This window comes from Halococcus sp. AFM35, from assembly GCF_051195015.1.
Lineage (GTDB): Archaea > Halobacteriota > Halobacteria > Halobacteriales > Halococcaceae > Halococcus.
In genome coordinates, this window is sequence record NZ_JBNTJU010000013.1 from 51,270 (window position 1) to 68,057 (window position 16,788).

The following is a 16,788-nucleotide window of genomic DNA, read 5'->3' on the forward strand; positions in this document are numbered from 1 at the left end:
AGCGGTCTACCCCGCGATGCGAGCCGCGTCCGACTGTGTGAGCCGCTCTCGGATGCGTCGACAGCCGTCTCCGAGTGCGCCAGTCGCCCCACCGCCGGCGGCCAGTCGCTCGTTGCCGCCTGCGCCGCCGCCGACCGCATCGGCGAGGTCGTCGGCGATGTCGCTCGCGTCGAACGCCTCGGACAGCTCCTCGCCGACCGCGACGGCGTACGAGCCGTCGCCGTGGGCGGCCACGAGCGTGATGGCGTCCTTGTCGAGCGCACGCTTTGCGAACGCCCGCGCGTCAGGGAGTTCGCCGCTCTCGAACTCGACGACGAAGACGGGTAGGTCGTCGCTCTCGCTTGCGGGGTCGGCTTCGGCGTGTGCGCGCCACAGTGCGTCGGCCCAGCGCTCCCGAACGGCGTCGAGTTCCCGGCGCAGGTCGCGCCGTTCCTCGTCGAGCGACGCGACCCGTTCGGGAAGGTCCGCGACCCGTGTGTCGAGGACCTCAGCGGCCTCCCGCGCCGACCGTCTGTCCGCCCGCTCGGTCTCGCTCGTCGCGTTCGTCTCCCAGTCGCGGCTTGCGGTCAGGCTCCCCTTCACTACTTGCTCGCGTCGCCGCCAGTAGAGGGTGGTTCCGGCGAGGGCGATACCCGACACGACAGTTAGTAATCTGTTATTCATGGATTGCTCCCTTGAGTTTCGGTCCCACACTCGGGTGGGTAATCAGCGGTGCCAGCCGTCGCGTCAGCGGTGCCAGCCGTCCGTAGCCGTCGAGCGATGCGCGCTCGGCATGGTGTGGCGGCGTGACGAAGCTCATCAGTGGGTGTTCGAACCCGCCGAACTGGGATTTGAATGCGTGGACGCTGGAACCACGCCGTGACCGGCCGAAATCCACCGTCGAGTGCCCCGCCGCACACGCGCGCTCGATCGCTTCGACGTAGAGCAGGTGGTTGGGCCGGTGTTCCCAGTGAGCGCGCTTCGAGACGGGCGTCCAGACGGTGGTGGTTCCGCCCCACTCGAACAGCAACACGCCAGCGATGGTCTCGCCAGCCCGCTCGGCGAGCAGTATCGTGACCGACTCGCCGAGTTCGTCGGCGAGCGCCGCGAAGAACGCCTCGGGAAACTGCGGGCTGCCGAGGCGGCGCATGGTGGCGAGATAGAGCGGGTAGAACTCGTCGACGGTGCCGTCGACGACACAAACGTCGTGGTCGCGGGCGGTCCGCACACACCGGCGAACGTCCCTATCGAACGACTCCCACAGCGTCTCGGGGGGTCTGTCGAGTTCCAGCCGAATCGTCGACCCAGTCGAAACGCCGCCGTACCCAGTCGAATTGTAGCCGCTCACCCCGCTCCAGCCGGCGTCCTTGAGGACTCGCGTCGGGCCATCGAGCGCGGACAGCACCGCCACGTCCGAGGTCGATTCGGCGACCAGCGGGAAGCCGTACTCACAGAAGGGGTTGAGAACGCTATGGCCGAATCCGTCGCGGACCGAAAACCCCGGCACGATTGCACGGATTCGCCCGGAGCGGTCGGTGAGCCACGCGTGGGCGGGGTCGTAGTCGAAGGCCGTCGCGACGGCGCTCGCCCAGCCGGCGGTGTGAAACATCGTCGCAGCGGGATGGCTTTCGACGAAATCGTTCCACTCGGCGTCGCGGGCCGGCGACACCGACCGCACCGCCAACCCGTGGGCGTCGTTCGTGGCTCGCTCCGACGCGTTCCGCTCGTTTTGACTCACGTCATCACCGTGGCCGTATCGATGAATAGATATTACCTACTTACGCGTCCTCAACGGGTTGTTTGGCCCCGAATCGACCGACAAACCGACGACTATCGTCTGGCTGTCGGATCGTTGCTCGGCACGGTTTCCGAACGCGATTGGGAGAGTGTGTTTTCGGCGGCGAGCCCCGAGGACGCTCTAGTGCGACTCTGGCCTGATAACGGCGCAATACGTAACTCCCGTTCGCTCTTCACGTCGCTCGTTCATGCGGATACAGCGGCTCACGCTCGACGAATGGGTGGATGTGTTTCCGGCTAGCGGCTTCGAGTGGGCACACAGACCCGACGTACTTCGCGTCATCGACGCCCACGCGACGGGCGAGCTGCAACTGTATGGGGGGTTCAAGGGCGAACAGCCGGTCGGGCTGCTCCCCGCCGTCGTTCGCACCGAGCTGTTCGCAACCGCCGTGCTCTCTCCACCGCCCGGTCTCGGCATTCCGCGACTGGGACCAATTCTGCTGCCGACGAGTCCGAAGCGGAGCAAACAGGAGAAGGTGAACCGGGAGTTCACCACGGGAATCCTCGACGCCATCGATGCCCACGAGCCGCTCACGCTTGTCGGATTCGCCTGTCCGGCCGCATACGCCGACCCGCGGCCCTACATCTGGGCGGGCTTCGACGTCGAGCCACGATTCACCTACCGGCTCGACCTCGACGGTCGAACGCCCGAGGACGTGAAAGGGTCGTTCAGCAGCTCCATTCGGCGGGAGATGCGCGACGCGGAGGCAGCCGGCATCACCGTCTCGCTCCGGGGGATGGATGGCACGCGCGAGGTCTACACTGCCCACGCGAACCGCCGAAACGAGCAGGGCGACGGCTATCCCGTCTCGTGGGAGTACACGCGCGACCTCGTGGCGGCGCTCGGCGAACACGTCCGGACGTACGTCGCCGAAACGCCGGAGGGGGAGTTCGCTGGCGGTCTTACAGTGCTGTACTCGAACGAAGAGGGATATTACATACAAGGCGGCACGCGGGCCGGCATCTCGGACGTCAGCCCGAACGCGCTGTTGCACTGGCACGCCATCGAGGACATCCTCACGGACCCGGTACTGTCGTCGGTCACGCGCTACGACCTCGGCAACGCGACAATCGAATCGCTCTCGCGGTACAAGAGCAAATACGGCGGCGAGTTGGTCTCCCAGTATCTCGTCACCTCGGGCCGACTAATGACCCTCGCACGGCGGGCCTACGAACTGATCACCTACTAACGCCTTATCACGGTTCCGAACCGTTGTACTGGCATTTCTGGAACTGCTCCACGAACCGTTAGCGCCGTCGAACGACACAATAACCAACCCCTCGACGGGAGTATCGTGCGGCGAATGGACGAACAGTCGGCGGTGGGACGGCGAGCGTTCCTCGCGTTGGTCGGCGCGGGTAGCGCCGGTCTCGCGGGGTGCTCGTCGTCGAGCCGTGAAAGCAATCGAACACATATGGACGACCAACGGGCAAATCTCGACAACGTGTACCGTATCGCATCCGGCTACCGCCTCGGGCCACAGCGCAAACGACCCGCAGCGAGCGAGGCCGCGGGCACGCTCTGGGAGGTGACCGATGCCGAAAGTGGTACGCGGCGGACCCTCTCCGATGGCGAGCGTTGGGTGACGCTGGCGCAGTCGTCACGAACGCCCGGCGAACACTACCTCACGCCAAGTGATGGACTGTCGGGCATCCAGAACGTCATCGACCGGACGGACGGCAACGTGGTAATTCGTCTCGCGCCCGGCAGTTATACGGGGAGCGGACTCACGCTGGCCCACGGCGTGATGCTCGCGGGGTCGGGTCGCAACGCGACGACGCTCAAGCTCGAAGACGGCGCGAACACGGACCTGCTCACGACGCCGAATCCGCCGACGGAGAACGTGATGGAGTGCACCCTGCGGGACATCTCCTTCGACGGAAACAAGGCGAACAATCGGGCCGGGAACGTCGTCTACGGCGCGTTCTGGAACAGCCGGTTCGTCGACTGTGAGTTCCACTCCGCACCCGAAAACGGCTTCTGGCTCGCCGGCTCCGAAGCCAGCACCGACGACAACCAGTTCCGGGGCTGTCAGTTCATCGAGAACGGGGCCGCGGGTCTCAAGGGTGGTGGCAACAAGGAGAGCTATCCCGCCGTCGGCGTCGTCCGCGTGGATACGAACTGGTTCGGCCACAACGGTGGCCCGGCGATTTCGGCCCGCGGCAACTCCTGGAAAATCGGGGCTTGCAAGCTCTACGACAACGCTCTCACGGGGGGCGCGACAATCGAACTCGACCGCTGTAGCTATTCGAGTGTTACTGGCTGTGACATCTACTCGGCGCTGGCGAACCGGGACCTCATCGCGGTCTCGGCATCGAAGGGCGTCGAGAGCGTCGGCAATCAAGTGAAGAACAACGATTGCAGAGGGGCCTACCGGGCGGCCGTCGGTGCGTTCGCGGCCGGTAGCGACGTAGTGGCGCTACAGGTCCACGGCAACACGATGCAGAGCAATGGCGACGCGGCCGGCGGTGCCGTCGCGCACACCGAGGGACAGGGTGCGTTCGACAACTGCTCGGCGACGAACAACACCTTCGTCGGCACGATGACTGACCGGAAACTGGCACTTCCGGATGCGTGGGTCGTGCGGGGGAACGTCAATGCCGGATAGCGGTCGAGTTGGGAAGAGGCTGGCGGGGCTGTGGCCACGACCGGTCGGGCCGACGAGGGCATGAACGCCGAGGCGCTCGCGCGTTCGTCGTTCGGGGCATTTCTCACGCGCATCGCCACCGCGGTCGCGGTCTTCGGCGGCGTCTTCTACCTCGCCAGTGCCGCCGGGGCGTCAGTGCTCGGCGTGTACTCGCTGTTCATGGCACTCGTCCGCGTCGTCGACCTCGTGACCGACGCCGGCTTCTCGACGGCGGCGAAAAAGCGCATCAGCGAGGGCGACGAGCGCGATGAGTTCTTCACCGCGGCGCTACTCGTCCGTCTCGTCGTCTTCGCGGTCGTCGCGCTGGTGCTCGTGGCCTTCGACGAGCAGGTCGCCGCGTACGTCGGTTACGAGATGGCGCTGCCGTTCTTGCTCGTGGCCGCGCTCGCCTATCTCCTCCAACGGATGTTCGATGCGGGCCTGACCGGCGAGAAGCGGGTCGCGCGTGCGGGATTGCTCCAGTTCGTCACGAACGCCGGCAAACTGCTCGCGTGGGTCGTGCTCCTGACGCTCGGTTACGGTCTCTTTGGGGTGCTGCTTGGCGTCTGGGTGGGACTCGCACTCACTGTCGTCGCCGGCGTCCTCCTGCTATCCCTGCGGCTGAGACGGCCGTCACGGCGACACTTCGAGAGTCTGTTCGGGTTTGCGAAGTACAGCTGGATGGGCGTCGCCCAGGAGGCCTCGTGGCTCTGGACCGACACGCTCGTCCTCGGCGTGTTCGTCGCACCCGCGTTCGTCGGCATCTACGAACTGAGCTGGCAGATCACGGGTGTTCTCTTCTTCGTCGCCTCGGCCATCAGTACGGTGCTGTTCGCCACCGGCAGCGAACTCGCGGCCCGCGGCGAGCGCGATGCGGTACGAGGGTTGTTCGAACGCTCGCTCGGGTATGTGGGTATCATGGCGATTCCGGGCTTCGTCGGTGGGGTCGTCTTCGCCGAATCGATTCTCGCCGCCTTCGGCGAGGAGTATCGGGCCGGAGCGCTCGCACTCGTCGTGTTGATCCTCGCGCGGGTGTTCCACAGCTACGAGGTGGTCTTCGGGCGGGTCATCGAGGCGCTCGACCGGCCCGACCTCACCTTCAGGACGAACGCGCTCTTCATCACGCTCAACGTCTCGCTCAACGTCCTCGCCATCAGCACTGTGGGCTGGGTCGGGGCCGCCTTCGCCACGACCACGGCGATGGTGGTCCGGACGGGACTTTCGTACTACTACATCCGCTCGATTCTCGCCTTCAGCGTCCCGACGCGCGAAATCGGTCTCGAAGTGCTCGCCGCACTCCTCATGGGTGGCTGTCTGTGGCTGCTCGCGCCGGAGGGGCTCCTCTCGGTCCCGTCGCTCGTGTTCTGGGTCTGTGTGGGCGCTGGCATCTACGCCGTCGCCGTGTTGGCGCTGATAGAGCGAATCCGCGTCGAGGCGCTCGGACTGGCGGTCGCGAACGCGCGGGCGTTGCTCTAAGCGGTTTCGTTCGCCGAAACCCGATAGATGGTCACGTTCTCCCGTGCATAGACTGTCTCCGCTTGCGAGAGCGTCTCCCGGTAGAACGGCGTCTTTCGGGGGTCGATGTAGGCGGTCTCGCTCCCGGTCTTTCGTATCGGTTTGTGGCTCACGTAGACGTACGCGCTCCCGTCGAGCGTCTCGCGGCTCAGCCATATCGGCTCGATGTCGCCGGCGGGAACCACCTCGCTCACCAACAGTCCATCACGACTCTTGATCTGTTCCCAGTCGTTGTAGACGGCAACTGTGGCATTGTCGGGGACGTTCGTATCGAGCCACCGGGTGGCCTCGACCTCCTGCTCGGAATAGACCGGCCAGCCCGCACTCTCGTTGTAGTTGATGTTGTACGACGGCACCGGCTGGCCGGCGAGCGCGAAGACGGTACCCGAACTGAACAGGAAGAGCACCGCGAGAAACACCGCCAACAGGCCGGCAACCGGAACCCCCTCGACGCGCGAGCGGACGGCACTCCTCGACAGCCGGTCGGCGAGGCGCGCAGCGAGCGAAAACGGGACCCGCGCGCCGACGAGCGCGAACGGTGCGAGCACGAACAGCGCTATCTGAAGCGTTCTGTCGAAGCCAAGCCCGAACGTGAACACGACCGAGGCAGAGAGAAAGCCGAACACGCCGACCGCAAGGAGCGTGTATTCGGCCGGCGGATCGGCGACTGACCCGCCCGTTCGGCCGAAGACGAACCCCCGTGCGTACTCGGCCGAGGAGCTGTCCCGCTCGACGACGAGCGTGTAGACGGCGCTCGCGAGACCGACGGCGACGAACCCCAACAGAACGATGTAGGTGAGTTTGTAGGCGAGCCAGTAGTTCGACTCGAACCCTGTCGTCGCGTAGGCCGCCCCGCTGCGCTCGCTCGTCGGAAACGGCAGGCTCGCAAGCAGCTCCATTCCGACCCCGAGAACGCGATAGAAGTTCACGCCCGAGGCGCTGACCAGATACCAGAGCAGCCAGAACCCGCCGAGAAACCCGACGAGTGATGGTCGACTCACGCGCGCGGTGACATCGATGCCACGCATGGCCCGCAGGACGTGGCGAGCGACAAGCGTGAACCCAAAGAAGGCGACGAACAGGAGGCTCACGCCATAGTGTGAAGCCACCAGCCCGATGGCGAAAATCAGGCCCAGCACCCACCGTTGGAGCGAGGAGAGTCCCCGGTCGAGAAAGGCGACGAGTACGAGTATGGCGAATAGTCCGGCGACCAACTGCTTGTCCGGCATATCCTTGAAGAATCCGTAGTAGAACACGAGCGCAAAGGGCGCGAGCACCGCGAGCGATCGGTCGCCGAACTCGTCGCCCGCGGCGTACCAGATGCCGACGGGCAACAGCGCGACGACGAGCGGGTATACGAGTTTGTACACGAGGACGATATCCATCCCGGTGACCATCGAGTAGACCGCCGCCAGCAGCGTCACCGTCACCAGCGAACTGCTCGAATCGCTCACGGTCGCGCTCCACGCACCCCGTTCAAGGATGTTCGCGGCTGTGGCGTACTCGTAGTGGATATCATAGCCCCAGAGATGGCCCGAAACGAGCGTCATCTGCAACAGCACCGCCGCCGCTACCGCCCATATCGCATACGGGTACAGCATCGCGGTCCCGCGCCACCGAAGCAGCACCAGCGGAACGACCGCGAGCACGCCTAACAGCACGGCGAGCAGCGATTCGAATCCGGGTGTGTCCGAAAAGGCGGTCAGGAAGGCCGAACAGAGGGGGATAAGCGTCACCGACGCGAGCGCGAGCCAGTCGTGCGTCGAGAGCCGTTCCAGCGACAACGTGCGGTCCCAGTCGCGCCGTCGACCGCCGACCCACGACGACAGCCGGCCGGTCGGACCGGTCGTCAGCGCGAGCATCGCCAGCGGCTGCACCGAGAGCCGGAACGGAATCCGGGCGCCGGCACGGGCGACGCTCAGGCAGACGATGAGTACCGCCACGGCCGCCGTCAGGGTCGACGGCGAGAGCGGGCGGTCGACGCCGACGGCCGGCAACACCACGCTCAGACCGACAGCGAGGAAAGCCACGATGGGCACGCTCGCGCCCACCGAGTAGAGGGCGATGCGTCCGATTGGCCGGTCGTCGAGCCCGAGCAGCGCGACGAGAAGGTATCCCGGTACCGTCGTGAGAAGAACGATTCCGACGAACGGCCGGAATACGACGTCACCGGGCACGCGAACGCCGAAAACGACGACGGCCACGAGATACGAGAGCATCGCGGTGAGGGCGAGGTCTTCCGTCCAATTCCGGCGCGCCTTCATACAGTGCCGTTTCGAGACGTTCGGTAATAGTCAATGAGTGTATCAACGGCTCAAGCGACTCGTTGAACGCCGTACACCGGGCGCTGTTCGTGGCGTCTCTCGGCTCGATAGCCGCGCTGTGCAAAGCCACGCTCGATACGGATGAGTGCTAAAGGGTTAGCAGTCAAACCCATAGCTCCTCCCGTTAGTCGATTTTCGCTGCTGTCGCTTTCACCAACCACGATATCCGACCATTACTGCTAATCCCTATAGTGTTGACCCACGCGAACCGTTCGGCCCGGACCCGGTTCGGTGTCCGCGGACAATCCGACATCGGTATGTGAGCCGCCACACAAACACTGGCCAATGAAGCGCAAAACGTGCGCGACACAGCGAGCGGGCGACCCATCAGCCATCGGGTATTTCGGCCGCGCAGCGCTCGCGTTCGTCGTCGCGGTCGTGGGCCTCGCGTTCGCGCCGGTCGCGTCCGCCCACGGCGGACACGTCGCGGTCAACGGCGTCGAACTCGAACAGTGGTACGGACTCGTCCCGCTCGTCCTCGGTGTCGGTATCGTCGTCGCCAGTCAGTACCTACATCGGGTGCGCCCATCGGCGGTGCGATACCGCCTCCACGGAACCCTGCTTGGCATCGCGGTGGGAATATTCGGCGCGATATGGATCGTCCAGCTGTCGCCGTACGAGTGGCTGACGGCCCAGCCCATCGTTCCGCGCGCGATACACGCTCCGCTCATGCTGCTCGCCGGCGGTGTCATCATGCTTGTGGGCGTCCTCGCCGGCCAGTTCCGCTGGCCGCGACGACCGCGATTCGCCGGTCTCGGCGTCCTGTTAGGGGCGTGGGTCGCCTATCCCGGTCTCTCGGCGCTCGGCATCTACACCGAGACCAACTCGGTCGGCTACCTCATCGTGCTCGGACTCGTCGTCGCGCTCGGCTACGTGCTCTATCGTGACGCCGGCGGCCTGATTCGGCGGCTGCTCGCCGACAGAGGGGCGCGCCGGTTCGGTCTCGCCGTCGGCACGCTATCGGTGCTCTTCTTTGCGTTCTCGTCGGGGATGCTCTATCTGATTCCCGACGACGGCGTCGGGGTCTCGCTCTCGAAGCCAATCGTCGCGGTGTTGCCGGTGGCCGACCCGCTGGTGATGTGGCCGGCCATCGAGTTCTGGTACCCACGGGTTCCCATCGGTGGGGTGATTTCGGTCGGGACGGCCATCCTCGTCGCGCTGTTCGGCACGCTCATCGGGCTGAACGCGGCGCTCTTTGCGTTCCAATCGCGTGGTGGCACCTCACAAACGGGTGCCGGTATCGCCGGCGTCGCTGCCCCGCAGGCGTGTTGTTGCTGTGGGCCGGCGCTTTCCCAGATCGCTGTCGTCGTGCTCGGCCCGTCGGCCGGCGCACCCATCTATCTCCTCTTCGGCGACCCCTCCTCGTCGATTGGGTCGCTGTTTTTCGTCGCCAGCGTGGCCCTCCTGACGGGACTGCTCGTCCGCGCTGCCGACCGCCCGACCGACGCTCGTCCCGAACGCACCACCGCCCCGGCGTGACTCGCCGACGCACGAACTGACTCCTCGTCCGAACGGTTCGGCCTACACCCGCCGAATCGGGGTGACTTATTTCATCGCGGCCCACGAGGATACGACGATGAGCGAGCATACCGGCGCGGAGCTGTTCGTCGATGCACTCGCCGAGTACGGCGTCAGCCACGTCTTCGGCAATCCCGGCACCACCGAATTACCAGTAGTTCATGCGATTGCCGACAGCGACATCGAGTATATCCTCGGATTGCACGAGGACATCGCGGTCGGGATGGCCGGCGGCTACGCCCAGACCCGCCGCTACCACGCCCACCACGACGATTCCGTCATGCCCCTTGGTGTGGCGAACCTCCACCTCGCGCCGGGACTCGCCCACGGACTCGGCAACCTCTACGCCGCGAAGGTCGCCGGCGCACCCTTGTTGGTGACGGCGGGCAACCACAGCACGGATTTCCGCCACGAGGAGCCGATCCTCTCGGGCGACCTCCTCCGGATGACCCGGCAGTTCTGCAAGAGTAGTCACGAAATTCTCGACCCGAGTACGATTCCGACGATGGTTCGTCGGGCGGTTCGGACGGCGCTCACGCCACCCACCGGTCCCGTCTTTCTGGGACTCCCCCTGGACACGATGCTGGCCGAAACCGACGCCAGCCCCGAACGACTCGGACCGGTTCCCACGGCGGGAGGCGGCGACGCGATGAGCATCGAACGCGCGGCCGACCTGCTCGTCGAGGCCGATTCGCCAGTCCTGGTCGTCGGCGACCACGTGGCGCGGGCAGGCGCGGATGCGGTCGCGGCGGCCGTCGAACTCGCCGAGGCGAGCGGCGCGCGCGTCCACGGCGAAATCCTCCTCTCGGAAGTCGACTTCCCGATGGACCACGACCAGTGGGTCTCACCGATTCCACCCGACGAGGACCTCGCGCGGACGCTACTGAGCACTGACACCGTCGTCTTCGCGGGCTGCTCGACCAACACGACGCTGACGCGCCACGAGCGCGAACTCGTCGGCGCCGATACGACCTGCATCCACCTGAGTGATGCCGTCCACGAGATCGGGAAGAATCAACCGGCTGATGCGGCCGTCATCGGCGACCCCGGCGTCGTGATGGGCGAACTCGCCACTCGACTGCGCGAGCGCCTCGACGACGAACGGAGGGAAGAACGGCTTGAAACGGTGCGCTCGGTGAAGGAGATGGTCGAAGGGCAGATGGCCGCGATGGGCGAAGGCGACGAGGCTGACGACCCACGCGCCTCGAAGGCCGAACTCGTCGATGCGCTGGAAGCAAGCACACCGGACGCCTATATCGTCGACGAGGGCATCACGTCGAAATACGCGATGTTGACGCGCTGGCCGCTTCGTCCCGAACAGTATATCTCGAACAAGGGTGGCGGACTGGGCTATGGGCTTCCCGCATCGGTCGGCGCGGCGCTCGCCGAGAGCCAGCGCGAGAACCCCCGAGATGTCATGGGATTCGTCGGGGACGGCTCGTATCTCTACTATCCCCACAGCCTCTACACCGCCGCCCGGTACGACCTCGACCTCACAGTCGTGATTCCGGACAACAGGAACTATCGAATTTTGAAGGACAACACCCTCGACCTCATGGGCGGCGAGGAATCGGACTACGACTGGCCCGGCATGGAGTTCGACCCTCCCGTGGATATCCCGAAAAACGCCGAGAGCCACGGCGCACGCGGTCACCTCGTCGAGTCGCCCGGGGACATCGCACCGGCCGTCGAGGACGCACTCGACAGGGACGGCCCGGACGTGCTCGACGTGTTGGTTCACGACTGAAACCGGCAGAAAGTATTTGTCCACAGTCGCGGCACGTGTGAACGAATGCAGAAGTCGATTCTCCCCATACTGCTCGCGGCGGCGGTCGTTCTCGGCGGCTGTAGCGGTCTCGCGTTCGGCGGCAACGAGACCCCGACCCAGACCGTGACGCCAGCAGCGGTCCCGACCGACGAGCCGACACCGACGCCCGTGCCACAGCTCGCGCCGGGACTCACCGGGCAGGGCGTCGTCGACCCGTTCGCGCTTGGCGATGGGCATGCAGCCGTACTCGATAACACCTCCTATACGATGCAGGAGAACTTCACGGTTCGATACGCGAACGGGACGGTGGTTAATGGGGTCACGATTCGTACGCAGATGGCAAGCGACAGCCGATTTTACCTCGTGCAAAACGGATTCGGTATGAACGTGCGCGGTTCCGGCGGTCTCTCGATGTGGTCGAACGGCGAGCGCGTTCTTCAGGCACGGGCGAGCAATGGCAATACGTCGTACACCAGTCCTCGCGGCGTCACTGGTGAACCAGTACCACCACAAGAAGCGATTGGGGCCCTCGGCACCGATTCGACCCACAAAGAGCAAATTTATGAACTGTTTGGCTCGGTCGCAACGCGTGTGACCGACCGCGAGCAGCGCAACGGCACCACCGTGTATCGGGTCGAATCGACCAACGTGACGAATCCGACCGCGTTCGAGGGGGCTAGGTGGCAGAACCCGCGAAATTTCACGATGGTCGCACGCATCGACTCGACGGGACTCGTCCGCGAGCTTCGGGTGAACTACACGGCGACGGTGAACGACAGCACCGTCCGCGTCCACCGGCGAGTGCGCTACACGAACCTCGGGAACACCACCGTCAAGCGCCCGCCGTGGTACGACGAGGCCATCGCAAACGTCTCGGCCACGACGACTGCGGGCTGAATCGCTATTCGACCCGCAAGCGCTCGCCATCGGCGGTCTCGGGAAAGATTTTGCCGGGATTGAGCGTGTCCTGCGGGTCGAGCGCGCGTTTGATGGCTCGCATCGTCTCGACGCTTCCCTCGCCGTGTTCTGCGACCATGTACTCGCGTTTCCCCCGTCCGACGCCGTGCTCGCCGGTCGAGGTCCCCCCGAGTTCGATGGCGCGCTGGACGACGGCGTCGGAAATCTCGCGGCCGGCCGCGAGTTCTGCCTCGTCGTTGGGGTCGACCAGCACGTTGTAGTGGACGTTGCCGTCGCCGGCGTGGCCGAAGGTCGTCACATCTAACCCGTGTTCGTCGCCGCGGGCTTTCGCGTAGCGGACGATTTCGGGGAAGTGGCTGATTGGCACAGTAATGTCGCCGGGTTTGGCCGGCCGGCGCGGCGGGTCGTAGGCGAGCATGGCGTTGGCGAGATTCCGTCTGGCCTCCCACAGCTCGTCCATTGCGTCGCCGGCGGCCATTTCGAAGCGCTCGGCACCATGCTCGTCGAAAATCTCATGGCACGCGTCGATTTCCGCTTCGATGTGGTGGTTCGCGTGGAATTCGAGGAACACGGTCGGAGCGTTCGGCAGGTCCGTGCCGGAGTAGGCGTTGGCGATCTTCGTGCTCAGCGGGTCGATGAGTTCGATGGTTGCCACGTCGACGCCGGCCTGCATCGTCGCCGCTATCGCTTCGGCCGCCGAATCGAGGTCCTCGAAGACTGCCCGCCCGCCGCGGGCCTGCTTCGGCTGGCGGGCGAGTTCGACGGTCACGCGCGTGACGACCGCGAGCGTCCCCTCACTGCCGACGATGAGGTCCGTCAGGTTGTAGCCGCTTGAGGTCTTGACCGCCCGACTTCCCGTTTCGATGACCGTGCCGTCGGCCAACACCGCTTCGAGACCGAGCACCCAGTCGCTCACCTCGCCGTACTTCACCGTCTTCGCGCCGCTGGCGTCGTTGGCGACCATGCCACCCACCGTCGAGATATCCGCCGACTGGGGCAGCGGCGGCAAGAAGAGGTCGTGGTCGTCGACTGCATCGTTCACCGCCGAACCCATGACACCCGGCTCGACGTCGATCTGGAAGTCCTCAGGCCGGACGTCGAGCACTCCATCCATCCGCGTGCAGTCCATGCTGATACCCTCGAAGGCCGGCAGCGCGTTGCCCTCTAGTCCCGTGCCCGCTGCGTACGGCGTCACCGGAATCCCTCGTTCGTTCGCCGCGGCGAGCACCGCACTCACCTCCTCGGTGGACTCGGGCCAGCAGACCGCATCCGGCCGCACGCGCTCGTTCTCGGGCGTTCCCCAGTCGCCAGCGTGACCGTCACGGTCGTCGGTATCGAGCGACACCTGCCCGTCGGCGAGGTGGTCGGCAAGAAATTCACAGTCGTGTGGCATGTGCTGACTGCACGCGTTCCGGTGGTAAAACTCCGGCGTCGATGGAACGTTCGACCGAGGTCCGTTCGGGGCGCTTCGGGCGATGGCATGGCGGCGAATGATTACCCATCACATGTCGCGGAAAAGTTCGCAACAACGGATACATTTATACCGTTCATGTGAGAGATAGGGGTTGCTGGCGTCCCACACGACCTCGACGGCGGTGTGCGCGGCGTCAGGAAAACCATGACAACAGCATACACAGTCGGCGACGGTATCGTGCTTCAGACAGCTCCGGACTCCCTCCAGCCGTTGATAGAGGGGTTCCTCTCGGCCATCCCCTTGATCATCGGCGCGCTCGTCATCCTGCTGCTCGGGTTGATTCTCGGCCGGCTTCTCGGTGGCGTGGTCAAGCGCGTCGTCCGGGGAATCAGGCCCGCACAGTATACCGAGGGAACGGCTCTCGAACGCGAGGGCGACGTCGATAGCAATATCGCACAGTCCCTCGGCGACCTCACGAAGTACGTCGTCTACCTCCTTGCGCTGCTCGTCGCGCTCGATTACGTCGGCATCGCAATCCCGGGCGGGTTCCTGACGGGCGTCGCCGGCGGGTTGGTGCAGGTCATCGTCGCCGTCGCCATCCTCATCGTTGGCGTCGCCGTCGGCCGGTTCGTCGGCAGTCTGGTTGGCGATATCGTCGCCGGGTTCGGTCTCGATAGCTACGTCCGCGACACGCCGGTTTCGGACGCGACCGACTCGGTCGGCGGCATCGCCAATGCCGTCGGGACGCTCGTCGAGTATCTCATCTACCTCTTCGCGCTACTCATCGCGCTCGACTACGCCGGCATTTCGCTGCCCGGTGATTTCCTGACGTCCATCGCAACCGGTGCGGTACAGGTCATCGTCGCCGGCGTCATCCTCGTGGTCGGGTTCGCCATCGGGCGGTTCGTCGGCGACCTCATCGGAGATATCGTCGCCGGGTTCGGTCTCGACGGCTTCGTCCGCGACACGCCGCTCGCTGACCTCACGGATGCCGTCGGCGGTATCGGCAACGCCGTCGGCAAACTCGTCGAATTCCTCATCTACTACTTCGCGCTGGTCGCCGCAGTGGATGCGCTCGATTTCCCGGCGCTATCCGAGCCGCTGACCGGCTTCATCGGCCAGATTCCGCTGCTGCTCGGCGGGCTTGCGGTCCTCGTCGTCGGCATCTACGTCGCCGACCTGCTCGGCGACATCGTGGCGAGCGCCGATAGGAGCCGGGCGGCCGATATCGCCGGTCTCGCCGTACAGCTGTTCGTCTACTACATCGTCATCGTCTTCGCGCTCGATACGGCCGGCTTCGACACGTCCGTGCTCACGACGCTGTTCACGTCGTTCGTCACGGCGCTGTTCGGTGCGCTCGGACTCGCGCTGGCCATCGCTATCGGTATCGGTCTCGGCTGGGGCAGCAAGGACTACGTCGCCGAGAACATCGACGACTGGATGGACAGTGCGCGCAGCGGTGCCGAAGACCTCGCCGAAGAGGACGAGACCGCCGGCAGCACCCGCGACACCGGGGCCACCGGTGGAGCTGGAGACAACGAAGACATGTTCGATGACGACAGCGGTCCGAGTGGCTCCGACGACTGACACCCCTCTCGCGCAACGACTTTTTACGCTCTCCCTTCCTCTCGCGGGCATGGTTAGCCTTTTGAGCGACTACGACCGCTCGCGGATTCCGGTGTGGTTCATGGCGGTCGTCTTCGGTCTCGCGCTCTCGTTTATCGTCTGGCGATACGTCGGTACGTTCGTTCTCGGGCTGTTCGTCTATTACATCACGCGCCCGATTCATCGCCGGCTCGCCGACCACGTGCCGACGTCGAGCCTCGCGGCGGCGGTCTCGCTGTTGACGGTTGCGCTGCCGGTCATCCTCCTCATCGGCTACACCGTCTATGTCGGCGTCTTTCAGCTCGCCGACGTCGCCGAGAGCGCGAACCTCCAACCCGTGCTCGACGCGCTCGAACCGTACATCGGGGGCGCTGGCGTGGGCACGAATCCACAGGCAATATTTACCGCGGCAATCGAGAATCCCCAGGAGTTCCTGAGTGGCGGGGTGGTCGACGCACTCTCCGAGGCAGCTGCGCCGGCGGCGGGCTATCTCAGCGCGCTCGGCAACGCGCTCATTCACCTGTTCGTCGTCCTCGCGCTCGCCTTTTACCTGCTGCGCGACGACCACAAGCTCGCGGCGTGGTTCCGGAGTCAACTCGCCGGCAGCGAAACGCCGATGTACGCCTACCTCGATGCGGTCGACCGCAACTTGAAGACCATCTACTTCGGCAACATCCTCAATGCCTTCTCGACGGCAATTTTGGCGGCGATATCCTACAACGTCCTCAACGCCGTCAGCCCGGCCGGCGTCGCGGTGCCCTCACCCACGCTACTGGGACTGCTCACCGGCGTCGGCAGCCTCGTGCCCGTCATCGGCATGAAGATCGTCTACGTCCCCGTCGCGCTGTTGCTCGCCGTCGAGGCCGCGCTCGCAAACCCCGCGCTGTTGTGGTTCCCGGTCGTGTTCGCGGTCGTCTCGCTGGTCATCGTCGATACGATTCCCGACCTCGTTCTCAGACCCTACGTCTCCGGGCGGGACCTCCACACCGGCTCGGTGATGATAGCGTACATCGTCGGTCCATTGCTGTTCGGCTGGTACGGACTCTTTCTGGGGCCGCTCCTGCTCGTACTGTTCGTCCACTTCGCGCGCATCCTCCTGCCCGAGCTCGTCCGTGGCGAACCGCTCACCACACGGGCGACGGCGGGTAACCCGCTCGACCCGACCGACGACATCCCTGTTCCCGAGCCCGAACCCGTCGACCTGGCCGACGACGCGACCACGGACGAGAACGACCGCTCGGAGCCGACCGACGACGGGTCGCGGCGCTCCTCGGGCGAGGGGTTCGACACCGACGATTGAACAACGGGCGGATGGTTTATCCG

General features: G+C 65.3%; 12 protein-coding genes. 8 read left to right on the forward strand and 4 right to left on the reverse strand.

Annotation, left to right across the window (positions count from 1 at the left end; genetic code table 11):
- Positions 1-6: 6 nt before the first annotated feature.
- Positions 7-663, reverse strand: coding sequence for a DHHA1 domain-containing protein (locus ACQUQO_RS11430; RefSeq protein ID WP_435078145.1), 657 nt, complete (start codon positions 661-663; stop codon positions 7-9).
- Positions 656-1,717, reverse strand: a complete 1,062-nt coding sequence (locus ACQUQO_RS11435) for a lipid II:glycine glycyltransferase FemX (protein ID WP_435078146.1) — start codon at positions 1,715-1,717, stop codon at positions 656-658. Before ACQUQO_RS11435 ends, ACQUQO_RS11430 begins: the two co-directional genes overlap by 8 nt.
- A gap of 247 nt (positions 1,718-1,964) precedes the next feature.
- On the opposite strand from ACQUQO_RS11435, the gene ACQUQO_RS11440 reads away from it, so the two are divergent.
- The 3 genes from ACQUQO_RS11440 to ACQUQO_RS11450 all read left to right on the forward strand — a co-directional run bounded on the left by ACQUQO_RS11440 (position 1,965) and on the right by ACQUQO_RS11450 (position 5,879).
- Positions 1,965-2,966 carry a GNAT family N-acetyltransferase gene (locus tag ACQUQO_RS11440; protein WP_435078147.1) on the forward strand — a complete coding sequence of 334 codons (1,002 nt, stop codon included), beginning with the start codon at positions 1,965-1,967 and terminating at the stop codon, positions 2,964-2,966.
- A gap of 225 nt (positions 2,967-3,191) precedes the next feature.
- Positions 3,192-4,385: a right-handed parallel beta-helix repeat-containing protein gene (locus ACQUQO_RS11445; protein ID WP_435078148.1), complete on the forward strand. Its 1,194-nt coding sequence runs from the start codon at positions 3,192-3,194 to the stop codon at positions 4,383-4,385.
- 30 nt (positions 4,386-4,415) lie between these two features.
- Positions 4,416-5,879: an oligosaccharide flippase family protein gene (locus ACQUQO_RS11450; RefSeq protein ID WP_435078149.1), complete on the forward strand. Its 1,464-nt coding sequence runs from the start codon at positions 4,416-4,418 to the stop codon at positions 5,877-5,879.
- On the opposite strand, the gene ACQUQO_RS11455 is transcribed toward ACQUQO_RS11450, so the two are convergent.
- Positions 5,876-8,182 carry a DUF2206 domain-containing protein gene (locus ACQUQO_RS11455; RefSeq protein WP_435078150.1) on the reverse strand — a complete coding sequence of 769 codons (2,307 nt, stop codon included), beginning with the start codon at positions 8,180-8,182 and terminating at the stop codon, positions 5,876-5,878. The two genes, ACQUQO_RS11450 and ACQUQO_RS11455, sit on opposite strands and share 4 nt — an antisense overlap.
- 345 nt (positions 8,183-8,527) lie before the next feature.
- Here ACQUQO_RS11455 and ACQUQO_RS11460 point away from each other — a divergent pair, with 345 nt between their 5' ends.
- From ACQUQO_RS11460 to ACQUQO_RS11470, 3 genes are all read left to right on the forward strand, one after another.
- Positions 8,528-9,721: a hypothetical protein gene (locus tag ACQUQO_RS11460; RefSeq protein ID WP_435078151.1), complete on the forward strand. Its 1,194-nt coding sequence runs from the start codon at positions 8,528-8,530 to the stop codon at positions 9,719-9,721.
- 97 nt (positions 9,722-9,818) lie between these two features.
- Positions 9,819-11,507 (forward strand): thiamine pyrophosphate-binding protein, encoded by a 1,689-nt coding sequence (locus ACQUQO_RS11465; protein ID WP_435078152.1) that lies wholly within the window; start codon positions 9,819-9,821, stop codon positions 11,505-11,507.
- A gap of 45 nt (positions 11,508-11,552) precedes the next feature.
- On the forward strand, positions 11,553-12,425 hold the full coding sequence (locus ACQUQO_RS11470; RefSeq protein ID WP_435078153.1) for a DUF7537 family lipoprotein: 873 nt from the start codon (positions 11,553-11,555) through the stop codon (positions 12,423-12,425).
- 4 nt (positions 12,426-12,429) lie between these two features.
- On the opposite strand, the gene ACQUQO_RS11475 is transcribed toward ACQUQO_RS11470, so the two are convergent.
- Entirely contained in the window at positions 12,430-13,839 is a 1,410-nt protein-coding gene (locus ACQUQO_RS11475; protein ID WP_435078154.1) for an FAD-binding oxidoreductase, read from the reverse strand.
- A gap of 225 nt (positions 13,840-14,064) precedes the next feature.
- Here ACQUQO_RS11475 and ACQUQO_RS11480 point away from each other — a divergent pair, with 225 nt between their 5' ends.
- Together ACQUQO_RS11480 and ACQUQO_RS11485 are read left to right on the forward strand one after the other, a co-directional pair.
- The gene (locus ACQUQO_RS11480) at positions 14,065-15,447 is read left to right on the forward strand and encodes a mechanosensitive ion channel family protein (RefSeq protein ID WP_435078155.1); all 1,383 of its coding nucleotides are present in this window, start codon (positions 14,065-14,067) and stop codon (positions 15,445-15,447) included.
- A gap of 49 nt (positions 15,448-15,496) precedes the next feature.
- The gene (locus tag ACQUQO_RS11485) at positions 15,497-16,765 is read left to right on the forward strand and encodes an AI-2E family transporter (RefSeq protein WP_435078156.1); all 1,269 of its coding nucleotides are present in this window, start codon (positions 15,497-15,499) and stop codon (positions 16,763-16,765) included.
- Positions 16,766-16,788 lie beyond the last annotated feature (23 nt).